This window comes from Nonomuraea diastatica (assembly GCF_004349015.1).
Taxonomy (GTDB): Bacteria; Actinomycetota; Actinomycetes; order Streptosporangiales; family Streptosporangiaceae; genus Nonomuraea; species Nonomuraea diastatica.
The window spans coordinates 74,531-91,921 of the sequence record NZ_SMKP01000015.1; the positions used below are offsets into that span (position 1 = coordinate 74,531).

Here is a 17,391-nt window from a genome sequence, read left to right on the forward strand (position 1 = left end):
ATCCGAAAGGAATCTCCAGGAAATGCCACAGCCGACCTTCGTTTTCGTCCACGGCAACTACGCATCGGCGCAGTACTGGGCATGGACGACGCAGGAGCTGGCGCTGCGCGGGCACCGCGCGCTCGCGGTCGACCTGCCCGGCCACGGGACCGACGCCCACATCCCCGGCTCCTACTTCTCGCAGGACCTCGAAGCCCTCGCCACCGAACCCTCGCCGACGGCCTCGATCACCTCGGACGACATGGTGGCGCACGTCGAGGACATCGTCCGGCGGGCCCACCCCAACGGCCCGGTCATCCTGGCCGGCCACGCCTCCGCCGGGGTCATCCTCAACCTGGTCGCCAACCGCGTGCCGGACCTGCTCGCCCGTCTCGTCTACCTCAGCGCGTTCTGCTGCACCGACCTGCCGACCATGTCCGCCTACACCCCGGGCGCGATCGAGACCGAAGAGCACCGGGCCTTCAGTGAGATGGTCGACCTCCGCGACATGATCGAGCGGCTCGGCGTGATCAGGATCAACTGGGCCCGCGACGACCCCCGGCAGCACGCGGCCTTCAAGGCGCTCAACGCCCACACCTGCTCCGACGCCGAAGTCCGCGCCCTTCGGAACCAGCTCCAGCCCGACGAGCCCGCGAGCCTGGTCGTCACCGACGCACGCGGGAACCCGGACACCTGGGGCCGGGTCCCGCGCACCTTCATCCGCTTCGCCCAGAACCGGTTCCTCCCCCCTGAACTGCAGGACCGGTGGATCGCCGAGGCGGACCGGCTCACCCCCGGCAACCCCTTCGACGTGCACACCGTGGACGTCCCGCACTTCGCGCCACGCTCCCAGGAGGTCGTCGACATCCTGCACGGCCTCGCCACGCGCTCGGGCTGACGCCTTCCGCCTTGACCTCAAGTTAAGTCGAGCTTCTAGCATCCCCATCAAGGAGAGGAGCTCAACGTGACGACACTGGTTACGGGTGCCACCGGGAACACCGGCCGGCACGTGGTGGCGGAGCTGATCCGCCGGGGAGAGCGCGTTCGAGCGCTGACGCGGAATCCGGCGGCGGCCGCGGGAAGGTTGCCGTCCGAGGCGGAACTGACAGAGGGCACGCACACCGCACCGGAGAAGCTGGACGCCGCACTCGATGGCGTCAGCCGCTTGCACATCACGGTGACGGCGGGGCTCGCCGAGGCCGGGCCCGAGCTGGTACGGCGTGCGGTCGACGCGGGTGTACGGCGCATCACCGTGCTGTGGGGCGGTGGCGTGGGGCCGGTCGAACAGGCCGTGGCGGAGTCGGGTGTGGAGTGGACACGCCTGGAAGCGCAGGAGTTCATGTCCAACACGTTGGGCTGGATCGAGTCCATCCGGGCCGAGGGGGTCGTGCGCGAGCCGTACGACTCTCCCAGCGCGATCATCCACGAGGCCGACATAGCGGCGGTGGCGGCGGTCGCCCTGCTCGACGACGGCCATGCGGGGCGTGCCTACAACCTCACCGGGCCGCAGACGCTGACCACGCGCGAGCGGATCGCGATGTTGTCGCGGGCCGTCGGCCGCGACATCGTTCTCGTCCCGATCACGCATGAACAGGCCGTCGAGAGGCTGACGGCCACCGGGGTGTCCCGTGAGGACGCCGAATACGTCGTCGGCTGGTACGCCACTCCCGACGATGCCGCCACGACCGTTGACGACACGGTCGAGCGGGTGCTCGGCCGGCCGGCGCGCACGTTCGCCCAGTGGACGGCCGAGCACGCGGACCGCTTCAAAGAGCCGGCGCGCTGACCCTGCGCACAGGGTCGGCGCGCGGAGTCGGCGCGCGGAGTCGGCGCGCGGAGTCGACACACAAAGGCCGACGCGCAGAGCCGACGCGCAAGGCCGACACGCAGAGCCGGCGCCTCGGGCATCGTCGAAGAACGCGCGGTGCCCGAGGCGCCGGCTCCTTCACTCAGAGGCCGGCTGCCCGTCCTCCGGTGGCGCCCATCTCCTGGTGAACAGCTCGTATCCAGGGGCCTGGCCCGGCAGCGGCCCCGCTGGTGCGGCCCGGAGGCCGTCGAGCGCGGCGGTGATGATGCGCTCTCGCGCGTTCAGCGCGGCGTCGTACAGCTCGATCCGGCCCTGGCGCTGCAGTTGCTCCTGCAGGGGGGACTTCGAGAGCTGCTCGATGAGCAGTTCGAGGTCGACCGCGGTCACCCCGGCTCGGAGCGCCCCGGCCCGGTGCGCGCGTTCGACGAGCTCGGCCACCGCACGATCGCCCCTCTCCGCCAGCTCGGTCATCTCGTCGGTGACGTCGAAGGTGCCGGCCACCGGCGCCAGCGAGCCCGGGCCCGACCGGATCGACGCCATCGCGTAGTGGATCAGGCCCGCCCACGGATCGTCCATGGCCAGGCCTTCGTTCGCCGCGTCGAGGTATTCCCGCAGGGCGATCAGGCACAGTCGCTGGAACAGCTCCTGTTTCGTGCGGTAGCGCCGGTAGAGCGAGCCCACTCCGACGCCGGCCCGAGCCGCGATCGCGGCCACCGACGCGTGCGCGCCGTCCACCGCCAGCACCTCGCGGGCCGCCCTCAGCAACGCCCGGTCGTTTCTGGCGACCTCCTTGCTGCGCCATGAACGCGAAGCCGTCATGGCGGCATTCTACCCATTTGCGGAGTGGTTCGCTCCGCGTCTATGGTTCGATGCGGAGCGAATCACTCCGCAATCGAAGGGGACACCATGGCCACCAGCACATCCGATCGCGAGGACAGCGAGCCGGCACCCCGGCGCGGCCGGCTCCCCCGGCCGCTCCGGCCGTTCCGGACGGGTCATTACCGGCTTCTCGCGACCTCGCTCGCCCTGAGCCTGGCCGGCAGCGGCATGTGGTCGGTCACGGTGGCGTGGCAGGTGATCGCGATCGGGGCGGGCCCGTCCGAGCTCTCCCTGATCGCTGCCGCGAGCGGCATCGGGCTGGTCGCGACGGCCCTACTAGGAGGTGTCGTCGCCGACCGCGCGTCCCGGCGGCGCATCATCCTGATCACCCAGATCGCCAAGGCGGTGGCCGTCGGCTCGGCCGCGGTCGCCGGAGCCATGGGCCTGCTCACTCCCGCACAGCTCATCGCGGTCGCCGCGGTCCTCGGGATCGCGGACGGATTCTTCTACCCCGCCTACTCGGCGCTCGTTCCCGCCGCGGTCGCCGAGGACGACCTGCTCGCGGCCAACGGGATCGAAAGCATGCTGAGACCGACGCTGACGCACGCGGTCGGGCCCGCCGCCGCCGGCGCGCTGATCAGTCTCTTCGCGCCGAGCATGGCCCTGGCAGGAATCGCCGGCGCGCATCTCCTCGCTGCGGCGTGCGCGATCGGCATACGCCGGTTCGAGCCGCGCGAGACCGCCGTACGCGGGCCGGAGACACACGAGCCGGAGACACACGGGACCATGGCGCGCGCAGGTCGTCAGGTCCGGTCGGCGGTGGGCGACCTCGGCGCGGGGTTCGCCTACCTTCTCTCGACGCCGTGGCTGATCGCGACGCTCGCATTCGCCGTCATGTTCGTCCTGGTCACCAACGGGCCGGTCCAGGTCCTGCTGCCGTTCGTCGTCCGCGACCAGGGAATGGGCGGACCGCAGGAGTTCGCGCTCGCCCTCGCCAGCCGGGGCCTCGGCGGGGTGGTCGGCTCGCTCGCGATGTCCGCACTGCCCCTCCCCCGCCGCTACCTGTCGGTCATGCTGCTGGCCTGGGCCGCGGGCTGCCTTCCACTCCTCGCGCTCGGGTCGACCGACCAGCTGTGGATCATGATGGCCGCGCTTTTCGTCCACGGCGCCCTGACCTCCGGCGCCATGGTGATCTGGGGGACACTCCTGCAACGCCGGGTGCCGCCCGCCATGCTCGGCCGGGTCTCCAGCCTCGACTTCTTCGTCTCGCTCAGCACGGCTCCCCTGTCGATGGCGCTGGCCGGGCCGGCGGCGGCCGCCTGGGGAAACCAGTGGATCTTTCTGGTGGCGGGCATCGTCCCCATGGTGGTCGCCGTACTGGCCGTCACGCTCGCCCGCCTCCCTCGCGACGAGATCGATCAGCCGCTCGGCGGCGCGAGATGACCGGCCGCAGGAGCGCAGGGCGCCCAGGAGGGGGACGTCCGTCACGTATGGGCCGGCGCACCGCCGGCGCGCAGTTCCTTCAGCGCGCCGCCCCAGGCGACGACCTCGTCCAGCATGGCGGTGGCGGCGCGCGTCTGGTGGGCCGCCGGGTTGAACGTGCTGAAGTTCTCGAAGTCGCTGCTCAGGAACAGGGCGACCTGGGCACCCACGCCGGCCACCTTCAACTCGCCCATGATCAGGCGCAGGTGCTCCACCGCCCGCGCTCCGCCCAGGCTCCCGTAGCCGACGAATCCGGCCGCCTTGTTGTGCCACTCGCCATAGAGGAAGTCGATGGCGTCCTTCAACGCGCCGGAGATCGAGTGGTTGTACTCGGGCGTGACGAACACGTAGGCATCGAAGGAGGCGATCTTGTCGGCCCATTTCCTCGTGTGGGGAAGGTCGTAGCGGCCCATCGCGGGCGGCATCGCCTCATCGAGGTGCGGCAGGCCGAAGTCCTTGAGGTCCACGAGCTCGAACCGGGCGTCGTCGCGTTCCGCGGCGAGGTCGTGGATCCAGCGGGCCACCGCCTCCCCATTACGCCCGGGGCGCGTGCTCCCGATGATGATCGCGACATTGATCATGAGTCGTCATTCCCTTCGGTCGTGACTCGCCACATAATCGGAGCGAATTGCTCCGATTAAGCGCCACACTAGCCCGGAGCGATTCGCTCCGCAATTCCTCGCGTGCCCGGTGCCGACGAGAACTCCATGGCCGACGGCCGAGCGGCTACGTCACGACATGCGACCCACCAGGCCGTCCCACAGCCCACTGGGCGGCACTTCGGCGGGTCGTACTCCAGCCATGACCGGAGCGACCTGGCCGTCGCGGGCGTTCTTGAGCTCGCTCCCGGGCACGCACGAAGATCCCGAAGTACGCCTAGACTGGGCATTCGGCATTTCTGGCCCGTAGAAGGATTGATCATGGCTGACGAGAGCCCGAGTGAACACAAACTCCAGCCGCACGTGCCCCACACGGCACGGATCTGGAACTACTGGTTGGGCGGCAAGGATCATTTTCCCGTCGATCGGAAGGTCGGTGACCGGGTCAAGAAGATCTTCCCGGTGGTGGTCGAGCTCGCGCGGGCCGACCGGCTGTTCCTGGGGCGGGCCGTACGCTTTCTGGCCGCCGAAGCGGGCATCCGGCAGTTTCTCGACATCGGCACCGGGCTGCCCACCCAGGACAACACGCATGAGGTCGCGCAGCAGATCGCTCCCAAAACGCGGGTCGTGTACGTCGACAACGACCCGCTGGTGCTGGTGCACGCGCGAGCCCTGTTGACCAGTTCGGAGGAGGGCGCCACCGCCTACATCGACGCCGACGCGCGCGACCCGTCCTTCATCCTGCGCGAAGCGGCCAAGACGCTGGACTTCACCCAGCCGGTGGCGATCATGCTGCTGGGCATCATGCACTTCATCAGCGACGACGACGAGCTGCAGCGGATCGTCGACGAGCTGATGGCCGCGGTGCCGTCCGGGAGCTACGTGGCGGTGGCCAACACCACCACAGCGGTCAACGGCGAGACCACGGCCGAGGCGGTGCGCGTGTGGAACATCGACGCCCAGCCGAAGCTGAAGCTGCGCACCCCCGAGCGGATCGCCGAGTTCTTCGCGGGCTACGACATGGTGGAGCCGGGCTGGGTCTCCTGCTCGCGGTGGCGTCCCGAGCCGGAGTGGGACGGCAGCCTGCCGGCCGAAGTCGACCAGTGGTGCGGGGTCGTCCACAAGGCGTAGGCACCGCCCGTCCCGCCACCGCCCGCCCGTCCAGCATCGGGCGACGCGGGTGGGGGCCAAGCTCAGATCATCGACATACTCGCGCTATACCGGGTGCTCCTACTCTTGCGGGCGTGTCTCTCAACAGGTCCTGGACCAGGACGTTCGCCGCGTTGACCCTGGCCGCTCCGCTGCTCGTGCTGGGTCCGCAGGCCACCGCGGACTCCCTGTCGGATGTGGAGTTCTTCGGCAGGTGGAGCGACGGCGCCTGGGAAGTGGGGCCGCGGTTCTCCTACGCCCACGCGGGCCTTGAGCGCGTGCAGAGCGCCGTCAAGGCCGGTGACTACGCCCTGGCCAAGCGGAGGTTGCTCGACTACTACCGCGCGCGTCCGGCCGCGTCGGCGGGCCGCTTCTCGCACACCGCCTGGCCGGGCGTCCTGGAGCTGACACCCGACCACATCTGGACGCTGGACAGCGGCGAGGTCTACCTCAAGACGCTGACGGTCGGCCCGGAGGAGTCGACGGTCACGGCCGACGTGACGAGCAGCGTCACCGGCGGCAGGACCGGATTCTTCCTGATGAGCCGCTACAAGGACCCGGCGATCGCGCGCTTCGACAGCGGGGAGAAGAGCTCGGGCAAGCCCACGCTCCGGCTGACGCTGGCCGACGGCTCGGTGAAGACCCTCCATCCGTCGCACGACACCTACATCTGGGCGGGCCACCCTGGCACCGAGTACGGCGACAAGTACGTGATGCAGGTCAGCGACCAGGGCACGGGCCCGTTCAGCGCGGCGACGCGGAAGGCGTACCTGCAGTTCGACCTCGCCGGCCTGCCCAAGGTGACGAAGGCCGAGCTGTCGCTGACCGGCTCGGCCAACGCGAAGAAGGACGTCATGCTGTACGGCAACGGCGACACCTTCACCGAGGACTCCCGCACCTGGTCCAACACCGTGCAGTACACCTACTCCTGGCAGGGCGACCCGGGAGGTTTCGACTGGAAGCAGCCGGCGGGGGCCGACAAGGAATATCTGGTGCAGCTGCCCCGCTTTTTCTTCGCCGGGCCACTGGCGGTGGCCTACCAGGAGACCGGTGACGAGAAGCACGCCCGAGCTCTTATCGACCTGATGACCGACTTCGTCAATGACGCCGACGCCTACGATCCCGACGAGGGGGCGGGATCGTACCCGAACAGTCTGTCCGTGGCGCGCCGCGTGCAGAACTGGATCGCGGCGTACGAGATCCTGCGCAAGAGCCCGTCGCTGACGCCCGAGGCCAACACCGAGATCCTCAAGGCACTGAACAGGTCCGGGGTGCACCTTGAGGAGAGCGTGCAGGGCGCCCCCAACTGGAAGCAGACCCAGAAGGTCGCGCTGCTGCACACCGCCGTGTACTTCCCGGAGTTCTTCAGGGCGCCGAAGTGGCGCGCCAACGCGGTCTCCTCTCTGGAGGGACAGCTCCACGACTCCACCTATCCCGACGGGGGCTACTGGGAGGCGACGGACGGGTACGCCCGCTCCTACGCCTCCCAGTACGTGGACATCGCGCTGTTCATGCGGGAGCACGGGATCGAGTTCAGCACCACGACCAAGGCCAAGCTCCGCAAGCTGGCCCGTTTCCTCATGGACCAGACCTTCCCCAACGGCTACGGCCCCGTGTACGGCGACAGCGAGCCCAAGGACGTGCGCTCGACCCTCAGGAGGCTGGGAGAGCTGCTCGGCGACGAGGAGCTGATCCATGTCGGCACCTCCGGCGCCTCGGGGCAGGAGCCCGCGCACACCTCGTCGTTGTATCCCGACACCCGGGTGGCGGTGTCCAGGTCCGGCTGGGCCCCCGAGGATTCCTACCTGCGGCTCAATGCCGATCGCGGCAGTCACAGCCACGCCGACGAGATGGGGATCACCGCCTACGCGTACGGCAGGCCGCTGCTGCCCGACATGGGGACGTTCAACTACAGCTCGGACCCGCGCGCGCAGTGGCTGCGGAAGAGCACGGAGGCGCACAACACCATCGAGATCGACAACAGGGCGCAGGACTCGACGGCCGCCGGGGCGATCACCCACATGGTCGCCAACCCGGCCTTCGACCTGATCGGCGCGCACACCGAAGCCTCCCAGGGGGCGCTGCACGAACGGTCCGTCCTGTCCCTGTCCTCGGGCCTGTGGGTGGTCTCCGACCGGTTGAGGCCGGCGGACGACGCGGCGCACCGCTACGAGCAGAACTGGCACTTCTCCTCGGAGGCGAGCCCCTCACTCAGGTCCGGGCAGAAGGCGGCGACCACGGCCTTCGGCGACGGCGGGAACATCAGCGTCGTGCCCGCCGACCCGGGCAAGCTCTCCGCCTCGTTGAGGGACGGCTCCTACGCCCCGGCCATGTACCGGGTGGAGGACGCCGAATACGCGTCCTATGTCAAGACGGCCGCGGGCAGGACGACCTTCGACACCCTCCTGCTGCCGTCCCGGGGAGCGGCAGACCCTTCCGTGGCGGTGGAGCGCATCCCGGTCGGCTCCACCCCGACGCACCAGGCGACCGCGCTGGGACTGAGGCTCGGCGAGCGGGGCGACGCGGTGTACTACAAGTCATGGACGACGCGGGCATCGCGCTCGTTCGGGTCGTACACCTTCGACGGGAAGCTGCTCTACGCCCGGACCGGCGCCGCGAGCCAGTCGATCGTGATGGTCGACGGCACGTCGATCGAGCTTGACGGCGCGATCCTGGTCACGTCACCGGAGCCGGTGAAGGACCTGGCCGTGGAGGTCGGCGCGGACGGCACCGTACGCATCGACGGCAGCGGATTGACGGCGAGCGCCGATCCGGCACAGGCCATCGCGATCGCCGCGCCGGACGCCGCCAAGGTCGTGCTCAACGGCACGCCGGTGCCCTTCCACCGGGACGGCCGGCTCATCTACGCGGCGGCAGCACGTTGATCGGCCATATTCGCCTGACGCCGGCGGCGCGCGAGGTCAGGCGCCGCCGGCCGAGGTGAACGCCGCGGCGTGGTCGCGTACGAAGCCGGCGATGTCGCGCGGGGGCCGGCCGAGCAGGTCGGCGACCGTACCGGTGGTGAAGTCCCCCCAGCCGCGGGCGTACGCCTGCGCGTACTCCTCGAGCATGTCGACGATCCATTGCGGAACGCCGTAGCCGAGGAGTGTCGCGCGTCTGGTGTCGTCGCTGACCGGCAGGTACGCGATGGACCTGCCGAGGGCGAGGCTCGCTTGGCCGGCGACCTCGCCGAACGTCACCGAGCGCGGACCGGTGAGGGTGTACGTCCGGCCGTGGTGGCGGCCCGGGTCGTCGAGGAGCACCCGGGCGGCACACGCGGCGATGTCGCGTACGTCGATCATGCCGATCCGCGCGGATGCCATGTTCAGCGAGAACGCGCCGGTGGCGGAGATGTCGCCCGCCTCGTTCAGCAGGTTCTGCATGAACCAGTGCGGACGCAGGATCGTCCAGCGCAGGCCGCAGCGTTCGGTCTCCTGGTCGGACAGCGCGTGCAGCCTGCCGCTGCGGTTGGGCGCGTCGTGCGCGGCACCGACGACGGACAGGCGGACGATGCGCTCCACACCGGCCTGGCGCGCGGCCCACACGGCGTTCATGTTGTGCTCCGGAGCGCGCGGGCCGTTCGGGGTGAGCAGCCAGACGTCCTGGACGCCCTCGAAGGCGGGCGGCAGCGACCCGGCGTCGTCGAGGTCGCCGACGAAGACCTCGACGTCCCGCTCGCGCAGGCCCTGCGCTTTCGACCCTTCCCTGACGAGAGCACGAAGGTCCACATCGGCTCCTTCCAGCGCTTTCATCAGCGCGGTGGACACGGTTCCGGTGGCTCCGGTGAGCAGCACGCTGCGGGACACGCTCTTCCTCTCCCTTGGTGACGGCATGGTTCAGTCGGCTGAGGCGGCCGGCGCCGGGTCGTGTCCCTGGTGTACGGAGGTCTTCGAAAGCTTTCCCGCCGCCCGGTTGACCGTGATGCGCTCCAGGACCCAGAGCACGACGGTCCCGGCAGAGAGCGTGGCGCCCAGGACGCACACCCCGGTCCAGCCGCCGTGCGCCCAGGCCAGCGAAGCCAGCGCGGACCCCGCGGCGCCCCCGACGAAGAAGGCGGTCAGGAAGGCGGAGTTGATCCGGTTGCGGGCTTCGGGCCTGAGCGCGTAGAGGACGTTCTGGCTGCTGTTGAGCACCGCCTGATGCGCCAGGTCGACCACGATCACGCCGACGAGCAGCCAGACCAGCGCGCTCGCCCCCGCCGCGACCGCCGACCAGGACGCCAGCAGCAGGACCGTCCCCGCGCCGGTCACCACCTGGACGTGCCCGCGGTCGGCCAGCCGCCCGGCCACCGTGGCCGTGAGCGCGCCCACGGCACCGACCAGGCCGAACAGTCCGATGGCCGACTCCGACCAGCCGTACGGCGACCGTACGAGCAGGAAGGTCAGCGCCGTCCACAGCACGCTGAACGAGGCGAGGCTCAGGGCACCGAGGCCGGCCCTCCACCGCAGCAGCGGTTCGTACCGGAACATCGCGACCGTCGAGCGCAGCAGCCCCCAGTAGGTCAGGCGCCCGCCGTCTCCGCCGAGCCGGGGCAGGAAGGTGTGCAGCAACAGCGCCATCAGCGCCATCAGGACCGCGTTGACCCAGTAGACCGTCCGCCACCCGCCCAGTTCCGACAGTGCTCCGGACGCGGTCCGCGCCAGCAGCAGGCCGAGCATCAGCCCGGTCATCACCGTGCCGACCACCCGGCCGCGCTCGGCCGGGTCGGCCAGCGTCGCCGCGAACGGGACCACCACCTGCGCTCCGACCGAGGTCAGCGCGGTCAGCGCGGTGCTGACCAGGAGCATGGTGCCGTTGGGCGCGGTGGCCGACACCAGCAGGAACACCGCGGTCGCCGCGTAGAGCGCCACCGCCAGCCGCCGCCGCTCCACCAGGTCGCCGAGCGGCACCAGCAGGATCAGCCCCAGCGCGTAACCACCCTGTGCGGCGGTCACGACCAGCGCCACCGCCGACGGCCCGACCCGCAGTTCCCTGCCGATCAGGTCGAGCAGCGGCTGTGCGAAGTAGTTTCCCGCGACCGCCAACCCGGTCGCCACCGACATGAGCATCAGCAGCCGGCGCGACACGCCGCCGTCCGTGTGAGGTCTCGTCCCCGTCATGCCCCAAGCCTCGGCGAGAGGGGATTCATGAGTCCAATGCATTGTTGTCATCGGACCGATCGTGGATGAAGATTGATTCATGGAGCTGCAACAGATGCGCTATGTCGTCGCCGTCGCGGAGACGAGCAACTTCACCCGCGCCGCCGAGCAGTGCCTGGTCGTCCAGTCAGCGCTGAGCCACCAGATCGCACGGCTCGAACGCGAGCTGGGCGCCAAGCTGTTCGACCGCACCAGCCGTCGCGTCCGGCTGACCCCCGCCGGCGCGGCGTTCCTCCCTGCGGCACGCCAGGCTCTCGACGCCGCCGAACGAGCCCGCGCCGAGGTGGCGGCCGCCTCCGGGGAGATCCGGGGCCGGCTCGCCATCGGCGCCATCCCCACCGTCGCGGCGGTCGATCTCCCGACCGCGCTCAAGCACTTCCACGTGCGGCATCGGCAGGTGCGCATCACCCTCCGCTCCGGCGCGAGCGAGGAGCTGACCGAACGCGTGCGGCAGGGCACCCTGGACGCCGCGTTCCTTGGGCTGCCGCTGGGCCCGCGGCCCCAGGGCGTCCGCGGCCGCGAGCTGGGGCGCGGTGAACTCGTCGCCGTGGTGCCGCCAGGACACCCGCTGGCGGACGACGAACGCGTGGACCTGCGTCAGCTGTCGGATGAGCCGTTCGTCGACTTCCCCCCGGGCACCGCCGCACGGGCCCAATCGGACGAGGCGTTCACGGCCGCCGGGGTCCGGCGCGAGGTCGCCTTCGAGGTGACGAATGTGGACTTCATGGCTCGCCTGGTCCGGCAGGGCCTGGGCATCGTGATGCTGCCCGCCGCCTTCGTCTCCGAGCTCCCCAGTCTGCCCGTCCTCCAGCTTCGCGACGCCCCTGCCCGCATGGAGCACCTGATCTGGAGTCGTTTCGCTCCGTCCCCTGCCGCCGCGGCGTTCCTGGCCACCCTGGGCATCTCGGCAACCGAACCGTCAGGATCGCCGGACGCGTGACGTCATGTCGGTCGCCGGCGAGCCTGCTTGTGTTCGCGGACGATCGTGCCGGCGTCCGCGACGGGGCCCAGGTGCCCGAGCTTGTCCGGGTTGACCAAAGAGCGAATGGTCTGGATGTGTTCGTCGAGGATGTCGAGAGTCCAGGCGGTGATGATCCTGCCGTCGCGGTCACGGACGATCGCGCCCGGCTGGCCGTTGACGTCGAGAGGCTCCACCACGGCGCCGATCCGGGTGATGAACGACGGCACGGCGGCGGCCAGCACCCTGACGACCTTGTCCATGCCGGAGACGCGGCGCGGGCCTCCGACCTTGCCGCCGCCGTCGTTGACCAGCTGAACGTCGGCGGAGAGCAGCTCGCGCAGCCTGTCGACGTCCCCTTCCTTGAGCGCGTCGAAGAATCGCCCGGCGAGCTCCTCGCGTTTCCTCCGGTCGGTCTCGAACCGGGGTTGTCCCTCCTGCATGTGACGGCGTGCCCGCGACACGAGCTGCCGGCAGGCCGCCTCCGAACGGCCCACTGCCGAGGCGACCTCCGCGAACTCGAACCTGAACACGTCCCTGAGCACGAAGACGGCACGTTCGAGCGGGCTGAGCCGCTCCAGCAGGAGCAGCGCCGCCATCGACACCGAGTCGGCCAGCTCCGCGGAGCGTTCCGGGTCCTCGTAGGGGTCGGCGAGCAGCGGTTCGGGGAACCACGGCCCGACGTACTCCTCCCGGCGGACCCGGGCGGAACGCAGCACGTCGATCGAGATCCTGGTGACCGTCGCCGAGAGGAAGGCCTTGGTGGACCGCGGTTGCGACGAGGCGGTCGCGTAGCGCAGCCAGGTCTCCTGTACGGCGTCCTCCGCCTCGGTCACGCTGCCCAGGATCCGGTAAGAGATCGAGAACAGCAGCGGTCGCAGCTCTTCGAATTCCTGTTCTCGCGTCATTCCAGTCCAGTTCGTGTTCGGCTTCGGCATGGGGGCCTCGTACATGAGACGAGAGAGCCGGCCGATCTGTGACATCGCGGCATGAGATCGCTCACGTGTCACAACCGCGCGGGCCACATCGTCTCAGAGGGCATGACGAACGCGGAACAGACCTCGGTGCTGATCACCGGAGGCAACAAGGGACTCGGTTTCGAAGCGGCCCGGCGGCTCGGGGAGCAGGGGTGGACGATCTTCCTCGGCTCGCGCGACGAGGGCCGGGGACGGGCGGCCGCCGATAAGCTCACCGCCGGCGGCGTGAACGTGGTCATGGTCCCGCTGGACGTGACCTCGGACATGTCGGTGGCCGACGCCGTACGGCTCGTCCGGCAGCACACCGACCGGCTGGATGTGCTGATCAACAACGCCGGCGCGTCAGGAAGGGCGATCGCGCCGGCGGACGCGACGGTCGACGAGATCCACTCCGTCTACGACACCAACGTGTACGGGCCGATCAGGGTCACGCACGCGTTCCTCCCCCTGCTGCGGGAGGCGGACTGTCCGCGGGTGGTGATGGTGTCCAGCGGTGTCGGCTCCTTCACGGTCGTGACCGATCCGGAGCAGCCCTCCTCGAAGATCCACGAGCTCGCCTACAGCTCGTCGAAGGCGGCTCTCAACATGATCACCGTCCGGTACGCCCAGGCGCTCCCTGAGATCAAGTTCAACGTCGCCACACCCGGAGAGGTCGCCAACCGCAAATTCGCCGCCACCGACATGAACTTCCACACCGGCGAGCTGACGGTCACCGAGGGCACCGACTCGATCCTCAGGCTCGCGATGGTCGGGGCCGAAGGGCCGACGGGGATCTTCGTCGATCGCCTCGGCCCCATAGCCTGGTGACGGCGGCGCGCTCGCCCGGGCGCCAGTGAGGTGCCGCGTCGGTGGTCATGGAGCGTTCAGGTCAGCGGCTGAGCGTTCACCGGACCCTATTTAATATCGATTGATACTGTTTCAGGTACAACGATATTCGGTTACCATGGTGCCGTGACCGCCGACGTTCCCCACAGAGCCACCACCTCGCGCGCGACCGACCGCCCCGGGGATACCTCACCTTTCGCCCTCGGCCTGCTCCTCCGCCAGGCGCACTGGCGTGCGGGCACGGTGATGTCGGAGGCACTTCGACCGCTCGGCATCGAGTTGCGGCATTTCGCCGTGCTGATCGTGCTGATGAACCGCGGGCCCACGGTGCAGCGTGACCTGGCGGCGGCGACAGGGGCGGACAAGGCCGGGATCATGCGGGTCGTGGACGACCTGGAGCGCAAGGGGCTGGCCGTACGCAAGGCGGTTCCGGGCGACCGGCGGGTGCGGGCGGTGGAGATCACACCGCAGGGCGTCGAGCTTTTCGACGCCGCCCATGTCGCGGCGGAGCCGCCGGCCGAGCGCCTGGTCGCCGATCTGGAGCCCGGCGAGGCCGAGCAGTTGAAGGAGCTGCTGACCCGGATCGCCTACCCCAAGGACGGAAAGGCGTAGACAAGCCTGCGCGCCACTGCCCCACGAGATGGGCTATCGCTCTCCCAGAATCGTATTGAATGATACTATATCATTTGATACGATCGTAGATGTAACCCAAGAGGGCGAGGTAGTGACGATCATGGATGTCTATGAGACGGTCACGAGCCGGCGGGCGGTGCGCGGATTCACCGACCAGCCCGTCCCGCTGGAGGCGCTGAAACGCGTGTTGTCAGCCGCCGCCTGGGCGCCGTCCGGGTCGAATCTTCAGCCGTGGCACGTCTACGTGGTGACCGGCGAGCCGCTCGCCGAGATCAAGAAGCGCGCCGGCGAGCGCGTGGCCGCCGGCGACCCGTGGGACGAGCGGGAGTACGAGATGTACCCTCCCGCGCTGAAGTCCCCCTACCGCGAGCGCCGCTCCGCCTTCGGCCGGGAACGCTACGGCGCGCTCGGGATCGAACGCGACGACTGGGAGGCGCGCCAGAGGGCCGCGGCCGAGAACTGGGACTGCTTCGGCGCGCCCGCCGCCCTGTTCTGCTACATCGACCGCGACATGGGGCCGCCCCAATGGGCCGACCTCGGCATGTATCTGCAGACCGTCATGTTGCTGCTCCGAGCCGAGGGGCTGCACAGCTGCCCGCAGATGGCGTGGTCGGTGTATCGCAAGACCGTCGCGGAGGTCCTGCACCCTCCGGACGAGCTCATCCTCTTCTGCGGCATCTCCGTCGGCTTCGAGGACGTCACGGTGGACCACGTCCGTACGGGGCGCGCGCCGCTCGAGGAGACGGTCACGTTCGTCGACAGTTCCGGCCCGGCGATCGCGTGCGGCACGCTCCAGGGGATCCCCTGGAGCGGTCGTCGCCGGCCGGTGCCGGCCACGGTCTCGACCCGTCGAGCGCGGACGCCGCTCCAGCGCGCCGCCGCGGTCGATCCACGCGTACGAGCAGGGCAGGACAGCGCACATCCGCTCCAGCGAGCCACGCCGGACCCCGCCAGGGGGAGGCCGGCTTGGCCTTCCCAGAGAAACCACATCACAGCACTTGGAGAGACATGACCAGCCAGTTTGCCCTCGGCGGCGACCTGACGACCAACCGGCTCGGCTTCGGCGCCATGCGCCTGCCCCAATCCCGTCCGGGCGAACCCGCCCGCGATCCCGAGTCCGGCCGCGCCGTCCTGCGCCGCGCCGTCGAACTCGGCGTCAACCACATCGACACCGCCGACTTCTACCGCGGCCAGGACGGCTCCGTACACGCCAACACCCTGATCCGCGAAGCCCTCGCCCCCTACCCGGACAACCTCATCATCGCCACCAAAGTCGGTCCCATCCCCACCCCCAGCGGTCTCAGCCAAGGCACCTCCGCCGATCTCCGGCCCCAGGTGGAAGCCAACCTCCAGAGTCTCGGCCTCGACCGCCTCGACCTGGTCTACCTCCGCATCGGCACCACGACACCGCCACACGGCGAATCACTCGCCGAACGCTTCGAGACACTCGCCGCCCTGCGCGAAGAAGGCCTGATCCGCCACCTGGGCGTCAGCAACGTCGACGCCCACCACCTCGCCGAGGCCCGCACGATCGCTCCCGTCGCAGCCGTCCAGAACCACTTCCACATCGCCGGCCGGGACGAGGCAGCCATCCTGGACACCTGTACCCAAGCCGGCATCGCCTTCGTTCCCTTCTTCCCTCTCGGCGGCGGGAGGACCGATATCACGCACCCCGCCGTGGCCAAGGTCGCCGGACGCCACAGCGCCACCGCCCACCAGATCGCCCTCGCATGGCTCCTGTCGATGTCCCCCGTCACCCTGGCCATCCCCGGCACCAGCTCTGTGGCCCATCTGGAAGCCAACCTCGCCGCCCGAGCCATCACCCTCACCGAGGAAGACCTCGCCGACCTCGCCTGAATCCCCGAAGCGCCGGAAGCGTTCCCCGAACTGACTGTCGGACACCGGCAACCGGACCCAGCGGACGTGATGCTGTCCCGGAGGTGAGCCCCCAGTTCGTCGGTCAGCCGGACCGTCGAGGCCGGCACGGCGTCGCCGCGGAACTTTCGGAGGCGTCGCCGTGCTTCTCGGGCACCCTTCACGCGCACGCCGACCCCCGCCCGGCAGCAACCCCAGGATCGGCCCGGCAGGCCCGGCGCCCGCGAACCCCTGCAGGCCGCGTTCGACGCCTTCGACCGGCTCGGCGCCCCGACCGTCCACCGCCGTGACGCGGAGGATCCGGCGGGGCCCTTGCCTGGTCATATTTCGGGCGTGATCGTCCGTTAAGCCGCTCGCAAGTCGTGACCGGGATCATCAGCTCGTGTCGGCACATCGAGTGGGGAGGGATCGTGGGCACGCCATCTGAGGAGCAGATCGGCGGGAACACGCTCATCGCGGAGCTCGGGCAGGACGGCGACGCGGTCATCTATCTGGCGCGCACGCCGGCCGGGCGGCAGGTCGTCGTCAGGACCTTCGCCGCGGACACGTCCGCCGAAGCGGCCTTCGACGCCGCCGCGCTGCCCGGGCTGGAGCGCGACCTCGCCGCGTCCCGCAGGGTCGGCTCGCCGTTCGTCGCCGGCGTCCTGGGCGGCGACGTCCGCGCGGCGCGGCCGTACGTGGTGCGCGCGCATGTCGAGGGCGAGACGCTGGGCCAGGCGCTGGAGCGCGGCCCCTTCGCCGGACCCGGGCTGTGGCGCATGGCGGGCGAGATCGCGGCCGGGCTGCACGCGATCTACCAGGCGGGGGTACGCCGTAGCGGCCTCACCCCCGACGGAGTGATCCTCGGGCCTGAAGGGCTGCGGATCACCGACTTCGGCCCGGCGGTCACCGCTCCCCTTGCCGCCCCCCGACCCGAGTACATCGCGCCTGAGCAGGAGCCGTCGCAGGCCGCCGAGGTCTACACGTGGGGCCGGATCGTGGCGTGCGCCGCGAGCGGCAACCCGTCGCCGGCCGCCGAGGACCTCGACGCGCTGGACGGACCGCTGCGCGGGCTCGTGTCCGCCGCCGTGGACGCCAACCCGGCTGCCCGTCCCGGACTGGACGAGGTCGTCGCCGCCCTGCGCGGCGCCCCCATGGCGCCCCCACACGC

16 protein-coding genes are annotated in these 17,391 nt (G+C 70.1%); 11 read left to right on the top strand and 5 right to left on the bottom strand.

Annotation, left to right across the window (positions count from 1 at the left end; translation table 11 throughout):
* Nucleotides 1-22 precede the first annotated feature (22 nt).
* Together E1294_RS07820 and E1294_RS07825 are read left to right on the top strand one after the other, a co-directional pair.
* Entirely contained in the window at nt 23-877 is an 855-nt protein-coding gene (locus E1294_RS07820) for an alpha/beta hydrolase (RefSeq protein ID WP_132506251.1), read from the top strand.
* A gap of 66 nt (nt 878-943) precedes the next feature.
* Nucleotides 944-1,765: an NmrA family NAD(P)-binding protein gene (locus E1294_RS07825; protein ID WP_132506253.1), complete on the top strand. Its 822-nt coding sequence runs from the start codon at nt 944-946 to the stop codon at nt 1,763-1,765.
* A 159-nt stretch (nt 1,766-1,924) separates the two neighbouring features.
* Here E1294_RS07825 and E1294_RS07830 read toward each other — a convergent pair whose 3' ends face one another.
* A complete protein-coding gene (locus E1294_RS07830; protein ID WP_132506255.1) occupies nt 1,925-2,605 on the bottom strand; it encodes a TetR/AcrR family transcriptional regulator in 681 nt (226 codons plus the stop codon).
* Between the two features lie 87 nt (nt 2,606-2,692).
* On the opposite strand from E1294_RS07830, the gene E1294_RS07835 reads away from it, so the two are divergent.
* Nucleotides 2,693-4,048, top strand: coding sequence for an MFS transporter (locus tag E1294_RS07835; RefSeq protein WP_132506257.1), 1,356 nt, complete (start codon nt 2,693-2,695; stop codon nt 4,046-4,048).
* A 41-nt stretch (nt 4,049-4,089) separates the two neighbouring features.
* On the opposite strand, the gene E1294_RS07840 is transcribed toward E1294_RS07835, so the two are convergent.
* Nucleotides 4,090-4,668: an NADPH-dependent FMN reductase gene (locus E1294_RS07840; protein WP_132506259.1), complete on the bottom strand. Its 579-nt coding sequence runs from the start codon at nt 4,666-4,668 to the stop codon at nt 4,090-4,092.
* A 339-nt stretch (nt 4,669-5,007) separates the two neighbouring features.
* Between E1294_RS07840 and E1294_RS07845 the strand changes: the two genes are divergently transcribed.
* Nucleotides 5,008-5,817 carry an SAM-dependent methyltransferase gene (locus E1294_RS07845; protein WP_132506261.1) on the top strand — a complete coding sequence of 270 codons (810 nt, stop codon included), beginning with the start codon at nt 5,008-5,010 and terminating at the stop codon, nt 5,815-5,817.
* Nucleotides 5,818-5,930: 113 nt separating this feature from the next.
* Nucleotides 5,931-8,720 carry a heparinase II/III family protein gene (locus E1294_RS07850; protein WP_132506263.1) on the top strand — a complete coding sequence of 930 codons (2,790 nt, stop codon included), beginning with the start codon at nt 5,931-5,933 and terminating at the stop codon, nt 8,718-8,720.
* 36 nt (nt 8,721-8,756) lie between these two features.
* Here E1294_RS07850 and E1294_RS07855 read toward each other — a convergent pair whose 3' ends face one another.
* On the bottom strand, nt 8,757-9,641 hold the full coding sequence (locus tag E1294_RS07855; protein WP_132506265.1) for an SDR family oxidoreductase: 885 nt from the start codon (nt 9,639-9,641) through the stop codon (nt 8,757-8,759).
* Between the two features lie 30 nt (nt 9,642-9,671).
* Nucleotides 9,672-10,934 carry an MFS transporter gene (locus E1294_RS07860; protein WP_246082872.1) on the bottom strand — a complete coding sequence of 421 codons (1,263 nt, stop codon included), beginning with the start codon at nt 10,932-10,934 and terminating at the stop codon, nt 9,672-9,674.
* A 79-nt stretch (nt 10,935-11,013) separates the two neighbouring features.
* Here E1294_RS07860 and E1294_RS07865 point away from each other — a divergent pair, with 79 nt between their 5' ends.
* Nucleotides 11,014-11,913, top strand: coding sequence for a LysR family transcriptional regulator (locus E1294_RS07865; protein WP_132506267.1), 900 nt, complete (start codon nt 11,014-11,016; stop codon nt 11,911-11,913).
* A 2-nt stretch (nt 11,914-11,915) separates the two neighbouring features.
* Here the strand turns inward: E1294_RS07865 and E1294_RS07870 are convergent, their stop codons facing one another.
* Nucleotides 11,916-12,914: an RNA polymerase sigma-70 factor gene (locus E1294_RS07870; RefSeq protein WP_342775024.1), complete on the bottom strand. Its 999-nt coding sequence runs from the start codon at nt 12,912-12,914 to the stop codon at nt 11,916-11,918.
* Between the two features lie 6 nt (nt 12,915-12,920).
* Here E1294_RS07870 and E1294_RS07875 point away from each other — a divergent pair, with 6 nt between their 5' ends.
* The 5 genes from E1294_RS07875 to E1294_RS07895 form a co-directional block, all read left to right on the top strand.
* Nucleotides 12,921-13,715: an SDR family oxidoreductase gene (locus E1294_RS07875; protein WP_246082873.1), complete on the top strand. Its 795-nt coding sequence runs from the start codon at nt 12,921-12,923 to the stop codon at nt 13,713-13,715.
* 144 nt (nt 13,716-13,859) lie between these two features.
* Complete coding sequence (locus tag E1294_RS07880) at nt 13,860-14,345, top strand: MarR family winged helix-turn-helix transcriptional regulator (RefSeq protein WP_132506271.1); 486 nt, start codon at nt 13,860-13,862, stop codon at nt 14,343-14,345.
* A gap of 121 nt (nt 14,346-14,466) precedes the next feature.
* A complete protein-coding gene (locus E1294_RS07885; RefSeq protein WP_220447612.1) occupies nt 14,467-15,378 on the top strand; it encodes a nitroreductase in 912 nt (303 codons plus the stop codon).
* Complete coding sequence (locus tag E1294_RS07890; protein WP_132506273.1) at nt 15,375-16,223, top strand: aldo/keto reductase; 849 nt, start codon at nt 15,375-15,377, stop codon at nt 16,221-16,223. Before E1294_RS07885 ends, E1294_RS07890 begins: the two co-directional genes overlap by 4 nt.
* A gap of 428 nt (nt 16,224-16,651) precedes the next feature.
* Nucleotides 16,652-17,391: protein kinase family protein (locus E1294_RS07895; RefSeq protein WP_132506275.1), on the top strand; the 740-nt coding region annotated here is incomplete at its 3' end.

Excerpts from the sequence above, each read along its gene's own strand:
- E1294_RS07845 (WP_132506261.1), top strand. The coding sequence starts at position 5,008 with ATGGCTGACGAGAGCCCGAGTGAACACAAACTCCAGCCGCACGTGCCC.
- E1294_RS07885 (WP_220447612.1), top strand. The coding sequence starts at position 14,467 with ATGGATGTCTATGAGACGGTCACGAGCCGGCGGGCGGTGCGCGGATTC.
- E1294_RS07890 (WP_132506273.1), top strand. The coding sequence starts at position 15,375 with ATGACCAGCCAGTTTGCCCTCGGCGGCGACCTGACGACCAACCGGCTC.
- E1294_RS07840 (WP_132506259.1), bottom strand. The coding sequence starts at position 4,668 with ATGATCAATGTCGCGATCATCATCGGGAGCACGCGCCCCGGGCGTAAT.
- E1294_RS07875 (WP_246082873.1), top strand. The coding sequence starts at position 12,921 with ATGAGATCGCTCACGTGTCACAACCGCGCGGGCCACATCGTCTCAGAG.
- E1294_RS07830 (WP_132506255.1), bottom strand. The coding sequence starts at position 2,605 with ATGACGGCTTCGCGTTCATGGCGCAGCAAGGAGGTCGCCAGAAACGAC.
- E1294_RS07860 (WP_246082872.1), bottom strand. The coding sequence starts at position 10,934 with ATGACGGGGACGAGACCTCACACGGACGGCGGCGTGTCGCGCCGGCTG.
- E1294_RS07870 (WP_342775024.1), bottom strand. The coding sequence starts at position 12,914 with ATGTCACAGATCGGCCGGCTCTCTCGTCTCATGTACGAGGCCCCCATG.
- E1294_RS07820 (WP_132506251.1), top strand. The coding sequence starts at position 23 with ATGCCACAGCCGACCTTCGTTTTCGTCCACGGCAACTACGCATCGGCG.
- E1294_RS07835 (WP_132506257.1), top strand. The coding sequence starts at position 2,693 with ATGGCCACCAGCACATCCGATCGCGAGGACAGCGAGCCGGCACCCCGG.
- E1294_RS07865 (WP_132506267.1), top strand. The coding sequence starts at position 11,014 with ATGGAGCTGCAACAGATGCGCTATGTCGTCGCCGTCGCGGAGACGAGC.